23 protein-coding genes and 3 pseudogenes are annotated in these 19,369 nt (G+C 66.8%); 13 read left to right on the top strand and 13 right to left on the bottom strand.

Translation table 11 applies throughout. From position 1 onward, the window contains the following. Positions 1–105 precede the first annotated feature (105 nt). The 7 genes and pseudogenes from U9979_RS14695 to U9979_RS14665 form a co-directional block, all read right to left on the bottom strand. Positions 106–390, bottom strand: coding sequence for a type II toxin-antitoxin system Phd/YefM family antitoxin (locus tag U9979_RS14695; RefSeq protein ID WP_322779819.1), 285 nt, complete (start codon positions 388–390; stop codon positions 106–108). A 255-nt stretch (positions 391–645) separates the two neighbouring features. Further along, positions 646–1,341: an IS3 family transposase gene (locus tag U9979_RS14690; RefSeq protein ID WP_322779820.1), complete on the bottom strand. Its 696-nt coding sequence runs from the start codon at positions 1,339–1,341 to the stop codon at positions 646–648. Between the two features lie 86 nt (positions 1,342–1,427). Continuing rightward, entirely contained in the window at positions 1,428–1,553 is a 126-nt protein-coding gene (locus tag U9979_RS14685; RefSeq protein WP_322779821.1) for a hypothetical protein, read from the bottom strand. Between the two features lie 76 nt (positions 1,554–1,629). Next, positions 1,630–1,839 (bottom strand): annotated as a pseudogene (locus U9979_RS14680) (transposase); the annotation flags it as partial. Positions 1,840–1,899: 60 nt separating this feature from the next. After that, positions 1,900–2,169, bottom strand: a complete 270-nt coding sequence (locus tag U9979_RS14675; protein WP_322779818.1) for a hypothetical protein — start codon at positions 2,167–2,169, stop codon at positions 1,900–1,902. 60 nt (positions 2,170–2,229) lie between these two features. Further along, positions 2,230–2,502, bottom strand: a pseudogene (locus U9979_RS14670) (integrase); the annotation flags it as partial. Between the two features lie 131 nt (positions 2,503–2,633). After that, positions 2,634–3,554, bottom strand: coding sequence for a TauD/TfdA family dioxygenase (locus U9979_RS14665; RefSeq protein ID WP_322779816.1), 921 nt, complete (start codon positions 3,552–3,554; stop codon positions 2,634–2,636). 177 nt (positions 3,555–3,731) lie between these two features. Between U9979_RS14665 and U9979_RS14660 the strand changes: the two genes are divergently transcribed. Then, positions 3,732–4,643 (top strand): LysR family transcriptional regulator, encoded by a 912-nt coding sequence (locus U9979_RS14660; protein WP_322747315.1) that lies wholly within the window; start codon positions 3,732–3,734, stop codon positions 4,641–4,643. On the opposite strand, the gene tmk is transcribed toward U9979_RS14660, so the two are convergent. From tmk to U9979_RS14640, 4 genes are all read right to left on the bottom strand, one after another. After that, positions 4,640–5,278, bottom strand: coding sequence for a dTMP kinase (tmk, locus tag U9979_RS14655; RefSeq protein WP_322779815.1), 639 nt, complete (start codon positions 5,276–5,278; stop codon positions 4,640–4,642). The genes U9979_RS14660 and tmk overlap by 4 nt on opposite strands. Then, on the bottom strand, positions 5,256–5,837 hold the full coding sequence (locus U9979_RS14650; protein WP_322779814.1) for an exonuclease domain-containing protein: 582 nt from the start codon (positions 5,835–5,837) through the stop codon (positions 5,256–5,258). Before U9979_RS14650 ends, tmk begins: the two co-directional genes overlap by 23 nt. Further along, positions 5,830–6,990, bottom strand: coding sequence for a radical SAM protein (locus U9979_RS14645; RefSeq protein WP_322779813.1), 1,161 nt, complete (start codon positions 6,988–6,990; stop codon positions 5,830–5,832). The genes U9979_RS14650 and U9979_RS14645 overlap by 8 nt, the downstream gene beginning before the upstream one ends. Before the next feature lie 135 nt (positions 6,991–7,125). Next, positions 7,126–7,785 carry a DUF5753 domain-containing protein gene (locus U9979_RS14640; RefSeq protein ID WP_322779812.1) on the bottom strand — a complete coding sequence of 220 codons (660 nt, stop codon included), beginning with the start codon at positions 7,783–7,785 and terminating at the stop codon, positions 7,126–7,128. A 36-nt stretch (positions 7,786–7,821) separates the two neighbouring features. Between U9979_RS14640 and U9979_RS14635 the strand changes: the two genes are divergently transcribed. Continuing rightward, positions 7,822–8,274 (top strand): helix-turn-helix domain-containing protein, encoded by a 453-nt coding sequence (locus U9979_RS14635; protein ID WP_322779811.1) that lies wholly within the window; start codon positions 7,822–7,824, stop codon positions 8,272–8,274. 88 nt (positions 8,275–8,362) lie between these two features. Further along, positions 8,363–8,926, top strand: coding sequence for a hypothetical protein (locus tag U9979_RS14630; RefSeq protein WP_322779810.1), 564 nt, complete (start codon positions 8,363–8,365; stop codon positions 8,924–8,926). 78 nt (positions 8,927–9,004) lie between these two features. Here the strand turns inward: U9979_RS14630 and istB are convergent, their stop codons facing one another. Beyond that, positions 9,005–9,709 carry an IS21-like element helper ATPase IstB gene (gene istB, locus U9979_RS14625; protein ID WP_322779809.1) on the bottom strand — a complete coding sequence of 235 codons (705 nt, stop codon included), beginning with the start codon at positions 9,707–9,709 and terminating at the stop codon, positions 9,005–9,007. Beyond that, positions 9,706–10,197 (bottom strand): annotated as a pseudogene (locus U9979_RS14620) (IS21 family transposase); the annotation flags it as partial. The gene istB and the pseudogene U9979_RS14620, both read right to left, overlap by 4 nt. Positions 10,198–10,568: 371 nt before the next feature. On the opposite strand from U9979_RS14620, the gene U9979_RS14615 reads away from it, so the two are divergent. The 10 genes from U9979_RS14615 to U9979_RS14570 all read left to right on the top strand — a co-directional run. Continuing rightward, positions 10,569–10,907, top strand: coding sequence for a TcmI family type II polyketide cyclase (locus U9979_RS14615; RefSeq protein ID WP_322767904.1), 339 nt, complete (start codon positions 10,569–10,571; stop codon positions 10,905–10,907). Beyond that, positions 10,904–12,718: an acetyl-CoA carboxylase, carboxyltransferase subunit beta gene (gene accD, locus U9979_RS14610; RefSeq protein ID WP_322779808.1), complete on the top strand. Its 1,815-nt coding sequence runs from the start codon at positions 10,904–10,906 to the stop codon at positions 12,716–12,718. Before U9979_RS14615 ends, accD begins: the two co-directional genes overlap by 4 nt. Then, positions 12,715–13,272, top strand: coding sequence for an acetyl-CoA carboxylase biotin carboxyl carrier protein (locus U9979_RS14605; protein ID WP_322779807.1), 558 nt, complete (start codon positions 12,715–12,717; stop codon positions 13,270–13,272). The genes accD and U9979_RS14605 overlap by 4 nt, the downstream gene beginning before the upstream one ends. Positions 13,273–13,361: 89 nt before the next feature. Next, positions 13,362–14,711 carry an acetyl-CoA carboxylase biotin carboxylase subunit gene (locus U9979_RS14600; protein WP_322749650.1) on the top strand — a complete coding sequence of 450 codons (1,350 nt, stop codon included), beginning with the start codon at positions 13,362–13,364 and terminating at the stop codon, positions 14,709–14,711. A 13-nt stretch (positions 14,712–14,724) separates the two neighbouring features. Next, the gene (locus U9979_RS14595; protein ID WP_322749649.1) at positions 14,725–15,063 is read left to right on the top strand and encodes an acyl carrier protein; all 339 of its coding nucleotides are present in this window, start codon (positions 14,725–14,727) and stop codon (positions 15,061–15,063) included. Beyond that, a complete protein-coding gene (locus U9979_RS14590; protein WP_322779806.1) occupies positions 15,063–15,629 on the top strand; it encodes an SRPBCC family protein in 567 nt (188 codons plus the stop codon). The genes U9979_RS14595 and U9979_RS14590 overlap by 1 nt, the downstream gene beginning before the upstream one ends. Positions 15,630–15,652: 23 nt before the next feature. Continuing rightward, a complete protein-coding gene (locus tag U9979_RS14585; RefSeq protein ID WP_322749647.1) occupies positions 15,653–16,093 on the top strand; it encodes a cupin domain-containing protein in 441 nt (146 codons plus the stop codon). Continuing rightward, complete coding sequence (locus U9979_RS14580; protein WP_322749646.1) at positions 16,093–17,367, top strand: beta-ketoacyl-[acyl-carrier-protein] synthase family protein; 1,275 nt, start codon at positions 16,093–16,095, stop codon at positions 17,365–17,367. Before U9979_RS14585 ends, U9979_RS14580 begins: the two co-directional genes overlap by 1 nt. Further along, positions 17,364–18,704 (top strand): beta-ketoacyl synthase N-terminal-like domain-containing protein, encoded by a 1,341-nt coding sequence (locus tag U9979_RS14575; protein ID WP_322779805.1) that lies wholly within the window; start codon positions 17,364–17,366, stop codon positions 18,702–18,704. Before U9979_RS14580 ends, U9979_RS14575 begins: the two co-directional genes overlap by 4 nt. Then, positions 18,701–19,369 (top strand): antibiotic biosynthesis monooxygenase family protein (locus U9979_RS14570; protein WP_322779804.1); only part of this gene is annotated, 669 nt, incomplete at its 3' end. The genes U9979_RS14575 and U9979_RS14570, both read left to right, overlap by 4 nt.

Raw genomic sequence — 19,369 nt, 5'->3', positions numbered from 1 at the left:
CCAGCGATCCGTAGAGGAACTCGACGACGGCGGTGGCGACTTTTTCGGGCAGGCGGCGAAGGGTGCGTCGAGCGGGCGCGGTGAAGGCGATCTCGTAGGCGTCGGTCACCGGCCGGTGGCGAGGCGCAGTGCTTCGTCCTTGGTCAGGACGGTCGCCCCCGCCTCGTCGAGGTCGTCGAGGGCCTCCCGGACGTCGGCTATGAGCTGGGTGCTGCCCATGACGGCAAGGGTCTCCTCAAGGGACTCCAGGTCGTCGACGCTGATGACGATCGCCGCTGGTCTGCCGTGCCGTGTGATCACGACGCGGCCGTGCTCGCGTTCGACGCTGTCCACAACCTCCGAAAGGCGGTTTTTCACATCCGCCAGCGGCATCTGCTCAACGATCGACATAGCCACAACTATAGCCAGGACTGGCCGTTCCGGCGGGGGCACCGCTGGCCAGCCGGACCTACCGGCAGGACTCGGATCGTTGGCGCCTGAGTTGCTCGTCACCGGCGGGGTGTTGAATCGGCGGGTTGTCGGGTACGAGTCCCGGCTCGCCGAGGGGGAGCAGCATGATCGAGGCCAAGCGCCTGCTGGCCGATCTGCAGAAGCAGGTCCGCGGGTTGGAAACTGGAGGGTTCCCGCTTTCGTGGACAGTCCTTATTATGCTGCGCGATCACCTTTCTTGTCAAATTCATCCTCGAACTCGACAGGGGTGAGGTAGCCGATCGTGGAATGGATCCGAAATCGGTTGTAGTACACCTCGATGTACTCGAAGACCCCGGTTCTGAGGCGTTCGACGGTGTCGAAGGGGTGGAGGTGGATGAACTCTTTCTTCAGGGTCGCCCAGAACGATTCAGCGGCAGCATTGTCGAAACAGATTCCGGTGCGGCCGACCGAGTTCCGCACGTTGTTGATCTTGCAGAAGTCGACGAATTCCTTGCTGGTGTACTGGCTGCCTCGATCAGCATGGAAGATCACATCTTTCGGTGGGTGCCTGCGGGTTATGGCCATGCGTAGGGCATCGAGGACGAGGTCGGTGCGCATGTGGTCGGCCACGGCCCAGTCCACGACTTTCCGGGAAAAAGCGTCGATCACCGATGCCACATATGCCCAACCATCCCACGTACGCACATAGGTGATATCGCCGAACCACAACCGGTTCGGCGCGTCGGCGGTGAAGTCCTGGCTGACCAGGTCGGGCAGCCGGGACGGCTCGGCGGCCTGCACGGTCGTCGCCTTCCGTGCCTTGGGGTGGACGCTGACCAGGCCCAACGCACGCATCAGCCGCTGCACCCGCTTGTAGGCGACGCGACCCCCTGTCGGCGTAACTCGCGGAAGATCCGCCGCACGCCGTATCGCCCCAGGTGTTCGTCGAAAATAACTTTGATCTTCATGGAAAGGGTGGTGTCCGTTTTGTCATGCTGTGACGGGCCCCGTTTCTTTCATGCGTAGTAACCCTGCCGGGAAACGTCGAGTTTGTCACACATGTACACGACGGGGAAACGGGAGACACCGTCGGCCGGGACAGCCTTCTTCGGGGCATGTGCGTCGATGAACTCGAACTTCACTTCTGCCGGCTCGCGAAGAAGGCCGCCGCTTTTTTAGAAACGCGTTATCCATCTGTGCCTGCGCGTACTTCTTCCGGAGTTCGATCAGCTCGGCGCGCTCCGACACCGACAGCGGCTTCTCGTCGGACTCGCTGTCCTTTTTCGCCTTCGTCACCCAGTTCCCCAAGGTTGATTCATTGATACCCAGACTTTTCGCGATCTCGGCTAACGACCGGTCGGAGTCGAGCGCCAATCTTACCGCCTCGTCTTTGTACTCCTGCGTGTACTTCCGGGGAGTCGACCCCATGACGGCCCTTCCTTTCAGACAGTGACCTTCAGGTCTGCTGTCCACGGAAACGGGATCGCTTCAGCGCAGCCGATCCAACCCGGCCAGGGTTGCCTGCCCAGCCAGCTGCGCAGTGGCCATCCCGACCAGCAGCTCACCACCGGACAGCCCACGCGCCCGCCGCTTGACCGGGCCAACCCGCTCATCGAGCGCCTCGACCACACCGACCCGGTCAACCAGCTTGGCCACCGCGACCAGCCCCGCCATCCCGGTCAACGACCCGTCCGCCGGCCCGACCCGAACCCGCGAGGCCTGCTTCCTCGATACCTTCGACCTGCGTAGTCTGTTCACCCGCTCACGTTCCAACGATCTACAATCCCTCAACATCAGCGGCTACTGGCGGATTTAGGTCAGAGTGCGGTGCCAGCGCAGGACCGTCTCCGGGCGCACCAGTAGCCGCAGCCCGTGCAGTGTTGGCTTCGGCAGCGGGTGCAGGAGCGCGGCGAGCAGGGCGCGGTCGGCGGGCTGGAACTGGATGCGTTGGCCGTCGAGCTGGCGTTGCAGCACGGCTAGCTGGTGTCGCAGCGTGAGGATCTCGACGTCCTTGTCACGGTCGCTCCGGGGCAGCAGACGCAGCAGCACGAACGCGTTCGTGACACCGAGGTAGGTCAGCCGAACCAACACGAACCGGCATCCTCGCGCAGCCACCGCACCCGGCCGGCGGAGAAGATCACTGGAAGGCCGGCCGTGGTGGCCAACCCACGGCCGGCCTCCTGTGATCAGTGGGCCGAGCGGCCAGCGACAGAGGTCGCCAGCTAGAACTGGCCGCCGCCCTTGCCCATGTAGTTCTCTCCGTCGTAGGAGTCCGTGAATTTCCTCATGCTGAAGTTCGGGTAGGCCAGGGGAAAGCTCAGCTTGCCCATGGTGAGGCGCTGTAGCGTGCGCTTCGACACCCCGGCCAGGTTCCGGCGGGCGTGGGCGCAACCGAAGTTGTCCCAGATCAGCAGGTCGTTCTCGCGCCAGGTGTGCTCGTAGACGTTCGCCGGGTCGTTGAGGTGGCCGAACAGCTGCTGGAGCAGCTCCTCGCTGGAGTCCGCGGCCAGTCCCTCAACCCGCACGGTGGACATGAGGCACGCCAGCAGCACCGGCTCGTCGGTGATCGGGTGACGCGCTGCCAACGGATGGACGTAGCCGGGCCAGCCAGGCAAGTAGACTTCCCGCTCGGAGATCCGCCCCTCCTCGTCCCGCCCGTGCAGGGAGTTCAGGGCGCTCAGGCCCGCTAGCCGGTCCTTCAGCTCGGCCGGCAGCCGCCGATACGCCAGCGTTCCGCTGGAGACGAAGGTGCTGGTCTCGCCTTCGGCGACCGAGAGCGCATGCAGGGCGATCGCATGGAACGGATGCTCGGCGTACATCAGGTCACGGTGGAAGACGAGCTCGCGGGTGCCGAACCCACCCTCCTCGCGGTTGAGCGCCAGCACCGGGTTCGCCTCGTGCTCCTCAGGGAGCAGCGGCGCGACGTAGCTGCCCACCCGCCGGAAGTCCGCCTTGGTGAGCTGCTGGTCGGCCGCCACGACGAAGCCGTGCTGGTAGAGCAGGGTGGCCAGCACGTCCTGCTCGTCCTGTGCCAGGCCGGCCCGCAGGTCGTCGACGTGCAGGCGCACTCCGAACGGCGCCAGTAACTCCCACGACAGTCGGCCGATTGTTCCGTCTGTGCGCACGTTGACACCGATGCTCATCCAGTCACCTCGTTTGATCGACCTGCCCCTGGAGGGCTCTACCGTGCAACCTCTGCCGGCCGGTGCGAGAAAGGAAGCGCGGGTTCACGAACTGCTGTTCGGCTATCGTGAACACCGGCTGCGTCCGGTCCCTCTCGGCCGCCGCGCGAACCTGGGGCGCGAGGGAGGTGGCCGGGGATGCGGGTGGTGCAGTTGCGCTGCTTCGTAGCCGTTGCGCAGGAACTCAGCTACCGTCGGGCGGCCGCCAGCCTCCAGTACTCGGCGTCCCACGTCAGCCAGCAGATCCGCCAACTGGAGAACGAGCTGGCAGTCACGCTGTTCGACAGGTCGACTCACCACGTGACGCTGACCCCCGCCGGGCGGCGGTTGCTGCCGGAGGCACGCGACCTGCTGGCCGCACACGGCCGGGTCCGCGATGTCGCCCGCGGGGAAGCCTCGGGCCGGGCCGGCTTCCTGCGGATCTCATACAGCTCCGGCAGCGGCGAGGTAATGGCGCGGGCGGTTCGGGCCTTCGTGGCCCGCTATCCCGACGTGGACATCGTCCCCAGCCAGGTGAACAACCAGCGGCTGGCGGACGATATGCGGGACCGCAACACCCACGTCAGCTTCTCGCTCTCGACGTCGGAACTCGCGGTGGGCCTCAGCTGCCTGGTACTCCACGATTTCGCCCAGAATCATCTCGCGTTGCCCACCGACCATCCGCTGCAGGCCCGGGGCAGGCTGACCGTCCACGACCTCCAGCAGCAGCGCCTGCTTGTTCCTTCGGCGGAGACGGATCGGACGCATGGCCAACGCATCCTCGACTTCCTGAACCGGCGCGGCGTGACGACCGACTACCGCTCCTACCCGATCGCCAGCGAGGAGGAGGTCGTCGACTTGGTGTCGGCGGGCCTCGGCGTGGCGTTCGTCGGGGAAGCCACCCGGCGGCGCTGGGGCGGTTGGCCACACATCGTCATCCGCCGGCTCGACGGCGAGGTTCCGCACCTCTTCCAGCTCATGATCTGGCAGGACACCCGCCAGACGTCGCTGACTCGCGCCTTCGTCGAGATCGCACAGGCGGAGTTCGATGCTCGTCCGCTCGGCCCCTAGACCGCGGGCCTTGATCGCGATCGGGGCTCGGCCGAGACGCGGCCTGACCTGCTCGGATGTGCTTTTCGGTTCACATCCACCCGCAGCACGTCGAAGCCCGCCTGAATCAGCCGCTCGGTGGCTTGGCGGTAGAAGTGGGCTTCGGCGTGGCTGCTGCCCGGCGAGAGCTGGAAACGGTTATGTGGGCCGCGCTCCTGGAGTCGTTCCGAGATGACCTCGGAATCGGCTTCCAGGATGACGGCGAGATCGGGCCGGTCAGCCTCGGCGTTGACGTGCCAGAGGAAGGCCGGATCAATGCCGTCGAAGCGCTGCATCACCAAGCCTGAGGGGATGTAGCGGTCACTCAGCACCACCCGGCCGGCGCTTGTGTTCGGCCGGACTTCCGCCTCAAGGTGGTGGTAGCGGTCAGCGGCATACAAGCAGGCCAGCGCGTGACCGGTAGTCGTCTCAGTCAACTCGCGGCAGAGTGCGCCGATGGGGCCGTTACTCGGCTCAGCCGTCACATGCACGTCTTCGCCAGCGGCAACGAGGAGCTGCGCCAGGTGGTGAACGATGGTGCTCTTGCCCGCACCGCTCGGCCCGTCAACGCTGACGAACAAGCCGCGCTGGTGATCAGAAAAGGGCCGGAGGTTCATCGTCGCCCCCTCCCGGTTTCTGGCCGCGCAGCTCTTCCAAGCTGGCGGCCTTGGTGGCGAGCAGCACGAACAACCGTGCTGCCACCAGGGCGTCATAGGTCGCGCGGTGCGGTGAGAGGGCGTCCGGCAGGCCATCGGCCAGGTTGAACGACTCGACCAGGCTGCCGAGCCGGTAGCCGTCCAGGCCCGGCACCAACCGCCGCGCGAGCTTGAGCGTGTCGAAGACCTCGGGCGGTTCCCAGCCGCTCATCTCGCGCTGAAGAACGCTGACGTCAACATGGGCGTTGTGGGCGACGATCGCGGGGTGGCTGAGTGCCATAAGGACATCGACCTTGACCGTCTCGAAGGTGGGGCAGTCGGCAACGTCCTTGTTGGTCAGACCGTGAATCCGCGTGGCGAAGTGCTTGATCGGCGACTCCGGCTTGACGAGCCAGCTCACCGGCTCCCCGATGACCCCGCCGGCGATCGGGACGGCGGCCAGCTCCACCAGGTCGGGCGGCTGCTGGCCGTTGCCCTCGACGTCAACCACCACGTACGTGAGGTCAGTCCAGTCAGCCATCTTGCTTACCGTCCTTCCAGCCGATACTTGCTCGGCCATGCTGTCGCTCGACGTGCGGATGTCGCACGTCATGCACTTGGAACCCGAGCGCGTGTTGCAGGTAGTAGCGCGGCTGCTCCGTCTCCAGACCGGACACCACGGCCGCGCGGTCGGTGATGTCCACGACCACCAGACCACGAGCCTCGGGCAAGGAGCTGGCAACTTCCCGCAGTCGGTCGGGTGACGGTCGCGTGTGTGCGGTGGCGCAGAGTTCAAGCTGACTCAGCGGACAGATGTCGCACAGCTCGCGCCCGATGCCGTAGTGCCCGTTGTAGTCGGGGAGGCCATGCGCGTAGGCCACCGCGCAGGAGGTCTTGCGGAACAACGGCGTGGAGTTGTCGAACGCGGCGAGAACGCGCTGTTCAAGCGTCTCGGGCACGATCTTCCGGCGCGCGGTGTCCTCGTAGGGCTCAGGCAGACCGTTGGCCTTGTAGTAGTCCGCAATCTGGTCGCGGTAGAAGAGCCCCGTAAACACCGTGGCGTCGGCGTGCTGGGCCAGGTTGTACGCGGCGTCCAGGTGCTCGTCTGAGTCGTTGAGACCAGGCACCAAGGGACGCCAGTAAAGGATGGTGCGGTACGCCCTACGCTCGGGCGCGCTCATGAGCTTCAAGGACTCGGCCGCCACCGAAGAGGGGTAGGGCTCGATCTCCTTATTGTCGATCCCTGAGAAGGTGAACAGCAACGTCAGCTTGATGTGGCGAAGCTGGTTGAGCCGCTCAACGTCGTCCGGATTCATCTGGTGCCGCGTGATGACGAGCACGTGATTCGTCAGGCCCCGCGCGTCGAGGTCTTCCAGCACGGCAAAGGTGTGCGGCCGGACGACCGGAAGGAACGGGTCAGTGGCCCTGTTGAACACCTGCACCGGGGTCACGTGCGGCTGGAAGTACCGGTGAGTGACCAGCTCCTCGACGGCCTGGGTGTCGCTCATGAGCGCCCGCTGCACCCGCTGATCCCACAGGCCGTAGGTGTGCCGGATGCAGTACGCGCAATCGAGCGGACAGCCTTGGATGTGGTTCAGGCTGAGACCGCTTTTGCGGTACTCCACGACTTCGCGGGCGCGCTCCGGAAGCTTGTCGATCTGATCCCTGCTCAGCAGGGCAACACGGGTGGCCACCTGGCTTACTCCCAAGTCCCTTGAGGACGGACGCGATTCGCGTCCCTAACGGGAGAGTAAGGAGGAAAGGGCGACGTGAGAAGCAAATTGCTCGGTATTGCTCGCAATATCACGAAGATGTGAAGGCCGAAACAATCACTCGCCACCTTCGGGTACCGACGAGGCAAGATCGGCAATGGCCCGGTTGATGATCGCCCTGGCCGCCGCGCCGTAGCTGGCCACGGCCGCCAAACTCTCGAACGTCGCGGTGTACAGCTCGATCTCGTGCGGCTGTCGGAGGTTCAGCTCAGCCGAATAGGTCTCGACGCGCGCGAGGTCAGAGTTGTACATCATAAAGCCGTGGCGCGGATCGACCACATACTGCGTCTCGTACCCGATGACCCCAAGCTTTACGTTGCGCAGTGAAGTCAGCGATACCAGCCGATCAAGCTGCCCAAGCATGATGTCCGGCGAGCACAGCCGGTAGCGCAAGGTGGCATCGGTAATGACAAAATGGAACGCCTTATCCGTGCGATACAGCATTTCTTGCCGCTGCATACGTTTGGCCACCGCGTCATTGACATCGTTAGGCACTTTATGCACCAGGACGGCGCGCGAAAAGAGCGCGCGGGCAAACTCCGCCGTTTGCAACAGGCCTGGGACCACCGCTGGCTCGAACGAACGGTACAGCCTGGTCTTGGCGTCCTGTTCGGACAGCTCAAGTTGGTGGCCGAGCATCCCGGCTTTGAGCACGCGTTGCCACTCGGCGTGCTGCACTTCAAGGGTGGGCGGCCTCAAGGAGTCAGTGCGCCACATGTGATAAATCTTGTGGCTCACTGATGGGAGACTTGGGTGCGGGGTCAGGCGTTGACCGCGGAAGACCGCGAGGAGATTTCTCGTGGGATTTCGGAGGGGTTTTCGGGATCGGCTATTGCTCGACTGCTGGGAAAACACCGATCGGTGGTGAACCGGGAGATTAGCCGTTGTGGTGGCCGCGAGAGTTATCGCGCATTGGCCGCGCAGGAACGCGCCGAGGAACAGGCGCTTCGACCGAAACCGCACAAGCTTGCCGTGTCCGAGCGGTTGCACGATGCTGTAGCGGAAGGACTAAAGCAGAGCTGGTCGCCTGCGCAGATCTCGTCCCGGCTGAAGGTCAACCATCCGGATGATCCGGAGATGCGCGGGTCGGGTGAAACGATCTACGAAACGCTGTACCTGCAGAGCCGTGGTGGCTGTGACAGACCAAACCGGCCCCATCGGGACGGTCATATCTGGCCCCACCTGGCTGATCCCCTGACCGGGTGACGGCGATATTTGGCCCCACTCGGACACGTGGGGACGAGGTTCTGCTCAGGACGGGGGTTCGCACTGGGACGCTGTCTTCATGCGCTCGATGAGCGGCCGTGACGTTGACGCGGCGCTGGCTGAGATGGTGCGGGTGCTCGGTCCGCGGGACACCCGTGACTGGCAGGTCCAGGCGGGGCTGTTGGACTGGACCTGCTGGCAGACCGCTGCCCATGTCGCCCACGACCTGCTGGCCTACGCGGGGCAGGTAGCGGCCGGCCCGGCGGCTGCCTACCTGCCCTTCGACCTGACGGTGGCGACCGACGCGGACCCGCGCGACGTGCTCCAGGTCGTCACCGCCTGCGCAAGACTCCTCAGCGGCGCGATCGTCACCAACCCGGATGTTCGCGGGTGGCACTACGGACCGACCGACACTGCGGGTTTCGCGGCCATGGGCGTCGCCGAGATCCTGCTGCATACCCACGACATCACCGAGGGGCTGCGGGTGCCGTGGCGTCCCCCACGGCCACTGTGCACGGCGGTACTGAGCCGACTATTCCCCGACGCTCCGGACGGCGATCCCGTGCAGGTCCTGCTGTGGTGCACTGGGCGAGCCGATCTCGGCGACCGTCCTCGTCGATCCTCGTGGATCTTTAACGCTGCCATCCGATGACCCGGACCGGCCGCCGCGGATGGTTGCGGTAGTGCGCGGTCGCACGTTCTCGGCGGCTCGGCTCGGACGGAACCTGGGTCAGGCGGTGACGCGGGCTGCGCGGGTGTGAGCGAGGCAGTAGGAGTCGCTGCCGGTCTCGATGATGTTGCCGCCGAAGGTGAGCCGGTCGACGATCGCGGCGCACAGCCGGGGGTCGGTGAACGTCTTCGTCCACCCGGAGAACGAGTCGTTGGAGGCGATCGCGACGCTGTTGGTCTCTTCCCGTTCGGTGAGGACCTGGAACAGCAGTTCGGCGCCGCGACGGTCGAGTTCCATATAGCCCAGTTCGTCGATGCAGAGCAGGTCGACGCGGCCGTAGCGGGCGATGGTCTTGGTCAGGATCTTCTCGTCGGCGGCCTCGACGAGTTCGTTGACGAGTTTCGCGGCGAGTGTGTAACGGACCCGGTGGCCGGCCATCGCCGCGGCGGCGCCGAGCGCGATGAGCAGATGAGATTTCCCGTTGCCGGAGTCACCGATCAGACACAGCGGTTGCCCGGCGCGGACCCAGGCGCAGGTCGCCAGGGTGTTGATGGTGGCCGGGTTGATCGCCGGGTTGGCGTCGTAGTCGAAGTCGGTCAGCCACTTCTCCCGGGGGAACCCGGCGGCGCGGATCCGCCGTTCGGATCGGCGCCGGTCCCGGTCGTCGCACTCGGCCATGAGGAGCTCGGCGAGGAACCCACGGTAGGTCAGCTGCTGGCGTTCCGCGGCCTGTTCGGTCATCCCGCGATGCGCTGGTCTGGTCATGAGACTCTTCCCGTGCTGGAGTGGTCGGCCCCCGCGGGGGTAGTCGTGGTCGGCGCCGCGGTCGGACGACGCCGCCGTAGCAGCTCGTCGTAGTGCGCGACGCTGGGAACCGGTCGCGTATCCGCCGGCAGCCCGGCGATCACCGCGGTCGGCTCGGTCAGGCGGCGTTCGGTCAGGCTCGTCACGGTGTCCCCGGAGGCAGCAGGCGGCACCGAGGGTGTCTGGCGCTCCTCGACAGGCCGGGTCTGGGTGGTCTTACGGGCCTCGACCGCGACAACGTCAGCGGTACTCGCCCCGGCAGCGACCGCCGCGGCCAGGCCGGCCACAACGTCGGCGTGGGGCAGGTGACGGTGCAACAGCAGCACCTCGACCAACGCCCGGGTGCCGCCGGCGTCGCCGTGCGCGCGGCGCGCCGCGGCCCAGAACGCCTCATGCTCGGCGGTGAACACCCCGGACTGGCGGGCCTGGGCCAGCACCGTCGCACCGGGGCCAGTTGAGACCGTCAGAGCCATTCGCCGGTGACGACCGAGGCTGGCACCTGCTCGGGGTGCTGGCCCGGCTCACCCGGCTCGCCGGCCGGTCCACCTTTGTTCCCGCTGCGCCTGTTGTCGGAGCGACACGTCGCGGCGGATCGCCTGGCCCGGCCGTCGGTGCGGGTGCGGTGCGATGCGGTCGGCGTGATCGGATGGAACCCTCCTCCGATGGTTACGCAGACGGTACAGGTGGACGCACGGCATGATCGCATTTACTCTCAGTAGTGGGTCAGTCTCGCCTGGAAACGTCGCCGTGAATGGGCCAGCGGCCCTGCCGGCCCCGGTCCCGGGGTTTCCCGGCCAGCTCGGTGGAGGGGGATCGCAACATGCACAGAACGCTGATTGTTGCCAAAATCGAACCCGGTTCCCACAAGGATGTCGCACGTATCTTCGCAGAGTCGGACGCCACCGGTCTGCCGCGCGTGGCCGGCGTCGTCCACCGTTCACTCTACTCACTCGGCGATCTCTACGTACATCTTCTGGAAACCGTCGACGACGGCCGGCGGACGGTTGAGAACGCACGCGGTCACGAGGAGTTCAAGCGCGTCAGCGACCGATTGCAGCACCATATTCGGCCGTACCTGAAGACATGGCGTTCGCCCGCGGACGCGATGGCACACTGTTTCTACACCTTTGAGACGGCGTCTCAGGGGGAGGTCGCGTGAAGACCGCTACCGCCGGGGCGAGGGCTGCGGCCTGGACCCGGTGCGGGTCCTGTACGGCGCTCGTCTACGGCAAGCGGCTGGCCCGCAATCTGCTCGTGTGTCCCGAATGTGGTCACCACAGTCGGCTCACGGCGTCGCAGCGGGTGGACCAGCTTCTTGACGCGGGCAGTTTCGCGCCGTTGCCGATCGAACCCGTGGCCTTTGACGTCCTGGGCTTCACCGATACCCGGCCCTACCGTCGGCGTTGGGAGGCCGCCCGCGAGGAGACCTCACTTGCCGAGGCGGTGCTGTGTGGCACGGCCAGCATCGGTGCCTACCCTATTGTCGCAGCCATCATGGATTTCCGTTTTCTGGGCGGGAGTCTCGGGTCGGCGGTCGGGGAAATGATTACCCTCGCGGTCGAACGTGCCGTCGACGACGCGCTCGCCCTGCTCATCGTCACGACCTCTGGTGGCGCTCGAATGCAGGAGGGCTGTCTGTCGTTGATGCAGATGGCAAAGACCGGCATCGCCATCCAGCGGCACCGGGAACGGGGCCTGTTGTCCATCAGCCTGGTGACCGACCCCACCTATGGCGGTGTGGCTGCATCGTTTGCCACCAACACGGACGTGATCGTTGCCGAGTCCGGCAGCCGGATGGGTTTCGCCGGCCCCCGCGTCATCCGCCAGACCATCGGGCAGGAACTTCCCGCCGAGTTCCAGAGCAGCGGATTTCTCGCCAGTAAGGGTCAGGTCGACATCGTCGCCGACCGGGTGGATCTTCGGACCTGCCTGACGCAGTTGCTGTCGGCCGGGTACCGTGCGCCGGCGGCTGCCGGGGCGTCGGCCGGTCCTGCGCCGGCCGGTCCGCCCGCCGGTCCTGCGCCGGGCGGACTGCCGGGCGGATCGGTGGGCGGACCGGTGGGCGTGGTCATCACCGACCCGGAGCGGTTGGTCCAGCGCGACCCATGGGAGACCGTACGACTCGCCCGCGACACGGCCCGCCCGACCGTCCAGGATTATCTCGCCCGTTCCTTCGACGCTTTTGTCGAACTGCGGGGAGACCGCCTCTATGGTGACTGCCGCGCGGTGGTCGCGGGCCTGGCGGAGATCGACGGACTCGCCGTGGCGGTTGTCGGGACGCAGAAGGGGCACTCGACCGCGGATCTCATCGCGAACAACTTCGGCATGCCGCAGCCCGAGGGCTACCGCAAGGCCATGCGGGTGATGTCGCTCGCGGCCCGGCTCGGGCTGCCCGTGGTCACCCTGATCGACACCCCCGGCGCCTACCCCGGGCGCGAGGCTGAGGAGAGGGGGCAGGCGTCCGCGATCGCGCACGCCATCCAGCGGATGTCGGCCTTCCCGACCCCGATCATTGCTGTGATCACTGGTGAGGGTGGCAGCGGCGGCGCGCTCGCGCTGGCCGTCGCGGACCGCGTTCTTGTGGCGGAGAACGGTGTCTTTTCGGTCATCAGCCCGGAGGCGTGCTCGGCGATCCTGTGGAACGATGCCCATGCTGCCGCCCAGGCGGCGCGTGCGCTCGGTCTCACCGCCCCGTCGTTGTTGCGCCTGGGCATCGTCGACGCGGTGGTGCCGGAGCCGCTCGGGGGGGCACAGGCGGATCATGGTGCCGCCGCGGACCTGCTGCGGGCCGCGGTGGTGGAAACGCTGCGGCCTCTGCTGTCGGTGCCGGCGGCCGAACTGGTCAACGCTCGGCGTGGGCGCTTCCGCCGTTTCGGCCAGGCCGCCGTGGCGACCCCGGCCGCGTCCACGCCATCTCCGGGCTCAGCCGAACTGCGGCTGCGGCCGCGCCAGGAGGAGACGGCCGCATGAGACCGGGCAGCGCGACCGATCAGCGCCAGCACGTTCTGGGGTGTCTGCACGAGTATGCCAGGCGGCTGGCCGATGAACTACCAGGGCGCCTGGGCCGCATCCGGGTCTGTTCCGGAGATGTGATCATCGAGGTCGAATGGTCGCCGGTCGCGCTCGCTGCGGCCGTACCGGCCCAGCTGGATCCGGCCGCGGCGCTCGTTCCGGCGCTCGTACCCGCCGGCGCTGCAGGCTCCCGGGCTGCCGGCTCCGGGGACGTTGGCTCCGGGGTTGCCGGTTCCGGGGACGTTGGTTCCGGGGACGTTGGCTCCGGGAACACCGTCGTCTCCGCCCCGCTCGTCGGGACCTTCTACCACGCCCCCGAGCCAGGGGCGGAACCCTACATCGCGGTGGGGAAGGTCATCGAGGCCGGCGCGACCATCGGCATCATCGAGGCGATGAAACTACTGAATCCGGTGACCGCGGATACCGGCGGGACGGTGGCCCGGATCTGCGTCGAGAACGGGGAAGCGGTCGAGTTCAGTCAGGTTCTCGTTGAAATCACGCCGCACCACTGACGGACCGCCGGGTAAGGCACGATCGCACAACCGCCTCGCCCGGCGGCCCCGAGGGGCCCCCGGCCTTTTTCCCGCGGAGGGATGTAGAATTGTTTCAGAAAATTCTCATCGCGAACCGAGGCGAGATCGCGTTGCGGGTCGCCCGGGCATGCCGTGAGCTCGGCGTTCGGACAGTCGCCGTCTATTCGACCGCGGACGCCGATTCCGTCGTCCGGCGATACGCCGACCAGGCCGTGTGTATCGGGCCGCCGCCGCCACGGCGCAGCTACTGCAATGTCGCCGCCATCATAGAAGCGGCTAAGATGACGGAGGCCGATGCCATCCATCCCGGTTACGGATTTCTGTCCGAGGATCCGGATTTCGCCGAGATCTGCGCGGAGAACGGTCTGGTTTTCATCGGTTCCCCGCCGGCTGTGATGGCGTCGCTCGGAGACAAAAGCGTGGCGCGGACGCTGATGCGCCAGGCTGGCCTGCCCCTGCTCACCGGCAGCGCGGAGGCCGCCCGCAGCGCAGCCGACGTCCGCGATATAGCCGACGCCGTCGGTTACCCCGTCATCATCAAGGCCGTTGCCGGCGGTGGTGGTCGCGGTATGACCGTTGTATGGTCGGCCGCGGAACTGTCCCGGGCCTACACGCGGACGCGCGCCGCGGCGCGGGCCGTGTTCGGCGACGACCGGATCTATGTCGAACGCTTTCTTGAGCGGGCCCGCCACGTCGAAGTACAGATACTCTGCGACGCGCACGGTGGAGGTATCCACCTCGGCACTCGTGACTGCTCGGTACAGCGCCGCCACCAGAAGCTGGTCGAGGAGGCGCCCGCGCCCGAACTCGACCCCGACCGGGTGGCCGAAATGTGCCGGGACGCCGTACGCGGGGCGCTCTCGGTCGGTTTCACCGGCCTCGGCACGGTCGAGTTTCTGGTTGACGAGGACCAGGCCCACCACTTCATAGAGATAAACAGCCGTATTCAGGTCGAACATCCGGTTACCGAGATGGTGACGGGATGCGATCTTGTTCACGAGCAGCTGTATGTCGCGTCCGGTACCCCGCTGCGGCTACGGCAGGAGGACGTCGTCGCGCGCGGCGTCGCGGTCGAGTGCCGGGTGAACACCGAGGACCCCGATCGCGGGTTCGTTCCCGCTCCGGGCCTGCTTGAACGGTTCACACCACCGGCCGGCCCGTTCGTCCGGGTCGATACCCACGGCTACCCCGGATACCGGGTCAGCCCGCATTACGACTCGCTACTGGCCAAGGTGTCGGTCTGGGCACCCAGCCGGGCTGAGGCGCTGGGCCGGGCCGAACGCGCTCTGGCCGAGTTCGACATCGCCGGTCCCGGCGTGGTCACCACCATCCCCTTCATCAAACAGGTACTGGCTGACACCGAGTTCCGAAAGGGCCAGTATTCGACCGGCCTGGTCGAACGCCTGGTCGCGGACTGAAAAGGACACGGCGATGAGCACAGAAAACACAGAAAACACAGAAAACACGGCAAGCGCCGAACACGCCGAAAGAACGGGCGGCACGGCGACCGGCGGAAATACCCGGACCGTGGTGACACCGGCCCAGATCTCGGAGATCCTCGTTACGAAGGCCGGCGTGGACCCCGGTATTCTCGCCGGGAACCCGGATATTTCTCTCCAGGATCTCGAAATCGACTCTCTGGCGGTGCTCGAGCTGCAGGCGGTGATCGTGGAGAGATTCGGAGTCGAGATTCCCGACCACGCCGTCACGATGACCGTGAACGAGATCTCCGCTATCGTCAACGAATCCTTCGAGGAGGTCTCCCGGTAATGTCGGGACACACCGAGAACTCAGTGTTCATAGCCGCTCCATTCGGCGTCGTCTGGGCCGCCACGAACGATATCGAGAACTGGCCGGACCTCTTCACGGAGTATGCCTCGGTGGAGATTCTGGAACAGCGGAGTGACGCGGAATGCCAGGCTGACACCGTGCGTTTCCGGCTGGTCATGCATCCGGACGCCGACGGGCGGGTCTGGTCATGGGTGAGCGAGCGGACGGTTGACCACGAGCGCCGGGAGGTACGCGCGCATCGGGTCGAGCCAGGCCCCTTCCGGTACATGAACATCCACTGGTCCTACGAGGAAGTCGACGGCGGTGTCCGGATGACGTGGGTACAGGACTTCGCCATGCGCCCGGACGCACCCGTCGACGATGAGGCGATGACCGCCCGGATCAACATCAATTCTGTGATCCAGATGGAGGTCATCCGAGGCAAGCTCGAACGGCTGGCAGTCGGGGATCTTGATCCGGCCGGGGCCGGGGCCGGGGCCGGGGCCGGGGTCGGGGCACCGGGTGCGCCCGGTGTGGCCGGTATGGCCCGCGACACCCGTGCATGACGAGCGAGAGGGGAGTTAGGAGCATGGCTGTCACATCCTGCTGGGGACATGTGGCCGCTCGCGACGTGCCGGCAGATCGGCGCCGCGGCGGGGAGCTGCGGGTGCTGCTCGGCCCGCGAACCGTAGGCAGTACGTCCGGCTTCATGGGCGTGGCGACGCTTCTGCCGGGCGAGACGATCGCCGAACATTACCATCCATACAGCGAAGAGTTCCTGTGTGTTACGCACGGGGTGATTACCGTTGATTGCGACGACGAGCCTGCGGTCGTCGCACCCGGCGAGGGGCTCTACATCCCGGTCGGTATGCGCCACCGGCTGCGCAACACCGGGTCCGAACCGGCGTCGGTGGTTTTTCACCTCGGTCCGCTCGCCCCTCGTCCCGAACTCGGGCACGTCGACACCGAGAGTCCAGCTATCCAGAGTCCAGCTGTCCAGAGCGCAGCCGGCGACCCGGTGGCCTCGTGATGATCGCTTCGCGACGCGTGGCCGTGACCGGCGTGGGTGTGGTGGCACCGGGAGGGGCGACCCGGGCGGCATTCTGGTCGACCGTGACCGAAGGGCGCACCGCCACCCGCCGCATCACGTTTTTCGACCCCTCGCCGTTTCGCTCCCGGGTCGCGGCCGAATGCGATTTCGATCCGGCGGCGGCCGGTCTGTCCCCCAGGCAGACACGACGGTCCGACCGGTACATCCAGTTCGCCCTCGCCGCCGCCGCGGAGGCGGTCACCGACAGTGGGATCGTGTTCGACGAGGACACCGCGAACGCGACCGGTGTCGCGATGGGTACGGCGGTCGGCGGCACCACGGCGTTGGAAACCGAATACGTCGTGGCCAGCGACACCGGCCGGGAGTGGCTGGTGGATCCCGACTATGCGGCCCCGTTCCTCTATCAGGCGCTGATGCCGAGCAGCCTGGCGGCCGATGTTGCGGCCAGGTTCGAGACACACGGCCCCGCGCAGGTCGTCTCGACCGGTTGTACGTCCGGGATCGACGCCATCGGGTACGGCTACCAGCTCGTCATGGACGGGGAGGCCGATGTCATGATAGCCGGCGCCTCGGATTCCCCGATCTCGCCGGTCACGCTCGCCTCGTTCGACGCGATCAGGGCGACGTCGCCGGATGATTCCGACCCCGCGCACGCCTCCCGCCCCTTCGACCGGGACAGGCAGGGCTTCATCCTGGGGGAGGGCGGCGCCGTCGTCGTCCTGGAGGAGATGGGACGCGCGCTGCGCCGGGGCGCTCACATCTACTGCGAGGTCGCCGGGTTCGCCACCCGGGGAAACGCCTTTCACATGACAGGCCTGCGGCCTGACGGCGCCGAGATGGCGGTCGCCATCGGTGACGCGTTGACCCAGGGGCGGTTGGCTGCGACGGACGTCTCCTACATCAACGCGCATGGTTCCGGGACGAAACAGAACGACCGGCATGAGAGCGCCGCCTTCAAGCGCGCCCTCGGCGATCATGCCTACCGGGTACCGATCAGCTCGATCAAGTCCATGGTCGGCCATTCGCTCGGCGCGATCGGCGCCATCGAGATGGCCGCCTGCGCGCTGGCCATCGAGCACGGCGTTGTGCCGCCCACGGCGAACTGGGCGAACCGTGATCCCGAATGCGACTTGGACTACACGCCCAACACGGCGCGGGAGCAACGGGTCGACGTGGCGCTGTCGGTCGGCAGCGGTTTCGGCGGATTTCAGTCCGCCATGATCTTCGCTCGGCCGCAGGAGGCCGGGCGGTGACGGGCCGGCCGAGAGAACCACGCGCGGTTGTCACCGGCATCGGGATCGTCTGCGCGAGCGGCATCGGCACGGACACCTACTGGAAGACGGCGCTGTCCGGCGAAAGTCGGATCGGACGCATCGGCGGGTTCGACCCGTCCCGATACGACACCACCCTCGCCGGCGAGGTGCCCGGATTCGAGGCTGCCGATCACATGCCCAGTCGGTTCATCGTGCAGACCGACCGTTGGACGCAGCTGGCCTTCTGTGCGGCCGGCCAGGCACTCGCCGATGCCGAGATCGATCCGGCGGCCCTCGATCCGTACGAGATGTCGGTGGCACTCGCGAGCGGTTCGGGGGGGAACGCCTTTGGCCAGCGTGAGCTCCAGCGGTTGTGGAGCTCACCGTCGCACACGGTTGGCGCCTATCAGTCGATCGCCTGGTTCTATGCGGCCACGGTCGGCCAGCTGTCGATCATGTATGGCATGAAGGGGCCGTCGATGGTGCTGGTGTCCGAGAGCGCCGGGGGCCTGGACAGCCTCGCCCACGCGGCGCGGCTGGTCCGCCGCGGGACCCCGGTCGTGCTCGCGGGCGGGACCGAGGCCCCGCTGTCGCCGTATGCGCTCACCTGCCAGCAGCACAACCACGCGATGACCGCCCGGACCGACCCGGCGCGGGCCTACTGTCCGTTCGATCTGGATGCGGACGGTTACGTGCCCGGGGAAGGGGGCGCCGTCCTGGTCATCGAGGATCTCGACCACGCGCTGGCTCGCGGCGCGCCCGTCATCTACGGGGAGATCGCCGGTGCCGCCGCGACGTTCGACGGGCGACCCCGGCCGCCGCGGCGGGGGAGCGGAGGCGACGTGGAGCAGTACGCGCGTGCGATGACCACCGCGCTGCGGCGGGCCGGCGTGCGTCCGGGCGACGTCGATGTCGTCTTCCCGGACGCGCTTGGCGTCCCTGCCGCCGACCGGGACGAATGCGCTGCCATGTGGGCGGCATTTGGACCTGCATCGCCGGCGGTCACCACTCAGAAACCCCTGGTGGGACGGCTTTATCAGGGTGGAGCGGCGCTGGATGCGGCTACCGCGCTGCTGGCCATGCGTCATGATCTTCTTCCGCCGACCGCGGGCACCCGGGCTCCGGCCCAGGGGTGCCGGCTCAACTTCGTGTCCGAGGTGACCCCGACACCGGTGTTCACCGCGATGGTCAACGCGCGCGGGTTCGACGGATTCAACACCTCGCTCGTCCTACGCCGTTGCCCTGAGATCGATTTCCCTGAGATCGATCAGCATCCAGGCTCGCCTTCTGGCGTGTCCCCTTTGACTCGAAAAGTACCGGAGGACAAGCAGCGATGACCAACCCCGAGAGGGCCGGTGGCCCCGCGACCGGACTCAGCGAGACCGAGACGGTACGTACGCTGCTGCGGATGCGTGCCACCGCCGGCCGCGAACATGAGTTTGAAAACGCCTGGCGGAAAGCGGCTGAAGTCATCAGCACGGTGCCCGGCAACATCCGCCAGGACCTCATGCGTGATCGGGACCTTCCCGGCGAATATGTGATCGTCGCGGACTGGGAGACTCGGGCGGCACTGGACGCCTTCGGACGCGGCCCGCGACGCGACCATGTCACCACGGCGTTGCGGGAGCTGCGCGATGATGCGGACCGCCACACCTACCAGGTTCTACACACTCTGTCGGGCCGGGGATCGGCCGTGCGCATCCTGGTCACCACGACCGTACCCGCGGGTGACGAGGACATCTTCGAACAGGCCTTCCTCGATGTGGCCGCGGCCATGCGCGGTGTCCCCGGCCACATCCGTGAAGAGCTTCTGCACGAGCCCGGAACGCCCACCTACCACCTGCTCGCCGAGTGGGCGTCGAAGGCCGCGTTCCTCACCTGGGTACAGGATCCGCGTCATACAGACCGGACCACCAGGCTGATTCCGTACCTCAACCGGGGGTTCTCCCGCCGTATCTTCACGATCGCGGCCCGGCCGCCGGACCCGGTGGCGGAGCTGGAA

The organism is Protofrankia sp. Cas4, assembly GCF_963555915.1.
Classification (GTDB): Bacteria; Actinomycetota; Actinomycetes; order Frankiales; family Frankiaceae; genus Protofrankia.
The sequence above is the reverse complement of the archived record's forward strand: the minus strand, read 5'-3'. Positions and strand labels throughout refer to the sequence as shown.

What these genes read in the sequence shown, in the direction of transcription:
- U9979_RS14695 (WP_322779819.1), bottom strand. Translation starts at nt 390, where the DNA reads ATGTCGATCGTTGAGCAGATGCCGCTGGCGGATGTGAAAAACCGCCTT.
- U9979_RS14665 (WP_322779816.1), bottom strand. Translation starts at nt 3,554, where the DNA reads ATGAGCATCGGTGTCAACGTGCGCACAGACGGAACAATCGGCCGACTG.
- U9979_RS14660 (WP_322747315.1), top strand. Translation starts at nt 3,732, where the DNA reads ATGCGGGTGGTGCAGTTGCGCTGCTTCGTAGCCGTTGCGCAGGAACTC.
- tmk (WP_322779815.1), bottom strand. Translation starts at nt 5,278, where the DNA reads ATGAACCTCCGGCCCTTTTCTGATCACCAGCGCGGCTTGTTCGTCAGC.
- U9979_RS14650 (WP_322779814.1), bottom strand. Translation starts at nt 5,837, where the DNA reads ATGGCTGACTGGACTGACCTCACGTACGTGGTGGTTGACGTCGAGGGC.
- U9979_RS14640 (WP_322779812.1), bottom strand. Translation starts at nt 7,785, where the DNA reads ATGTGGCGCACTGACTCCTTGAGGCCGCCCACCCTTGAAGTGCAGCAC.
- U9979_RS14630 (WP_322779810.1), top strand. Translation starts at nt 8,363, where the DNA reads ATGAGCGGCCGTGACGTTGACGCGGCGCTGGCTGAGATGGTGCGGGTG.
- istB (WP_322779809.1), bottom strand. Translation starts at nt 9,709, where the DNA reads ATGACCAGACCAGCGCATCGCGGGATGACCGAACAGGCCGCGGAACGC.
- U9979_RS14615 (WP_322767904.1), top strand. Translation starts at nt 10,569, where the DNA reads ATGCACAGAACGCTGATTGTTGCCAAAATCGAACCCGGTTCCCACAAG.
- U9979_RS14605 (WP_322779807.1), top strand. Translation starts at nt 12,715, where the DNA reads ATGAGACCGGGCAGCGCGACCGATCAGCGCCAGCACGTTCTGGGGTGT.
- U9979_RS14595 (WP_322749649.1), top strand. Translation starts at nt 14,725, where the DNA reads ATGAGCACAGAAAACACAGAAAACACAGAAAACACGGCAAGCGCCGAA.
- U9979_RS14590 (WP_322779806.1), top strand. Translation starts at nt 15,063, where the DNA reads ATGTCGGGACACACCGAGAACTCAGTGTTCATAGCCGCTCCATTCGGC.
- U9979_RS14585 (WP_322749647.1), top strand. Translation starts at nt 15,653, where the DNA reads ATGGCTGTCACATCCTGCTGGGGACATGTGGCCGCTCGCGACGTGCCG.
- U9979_RS14580 (WP_322749646.1), top strand. Translation starts at nt 16,093, where the DNA reads ATGATCGCTTCGCGACGCGTGGCCGTGACCGGCGTGGGTGTGGTGGCA.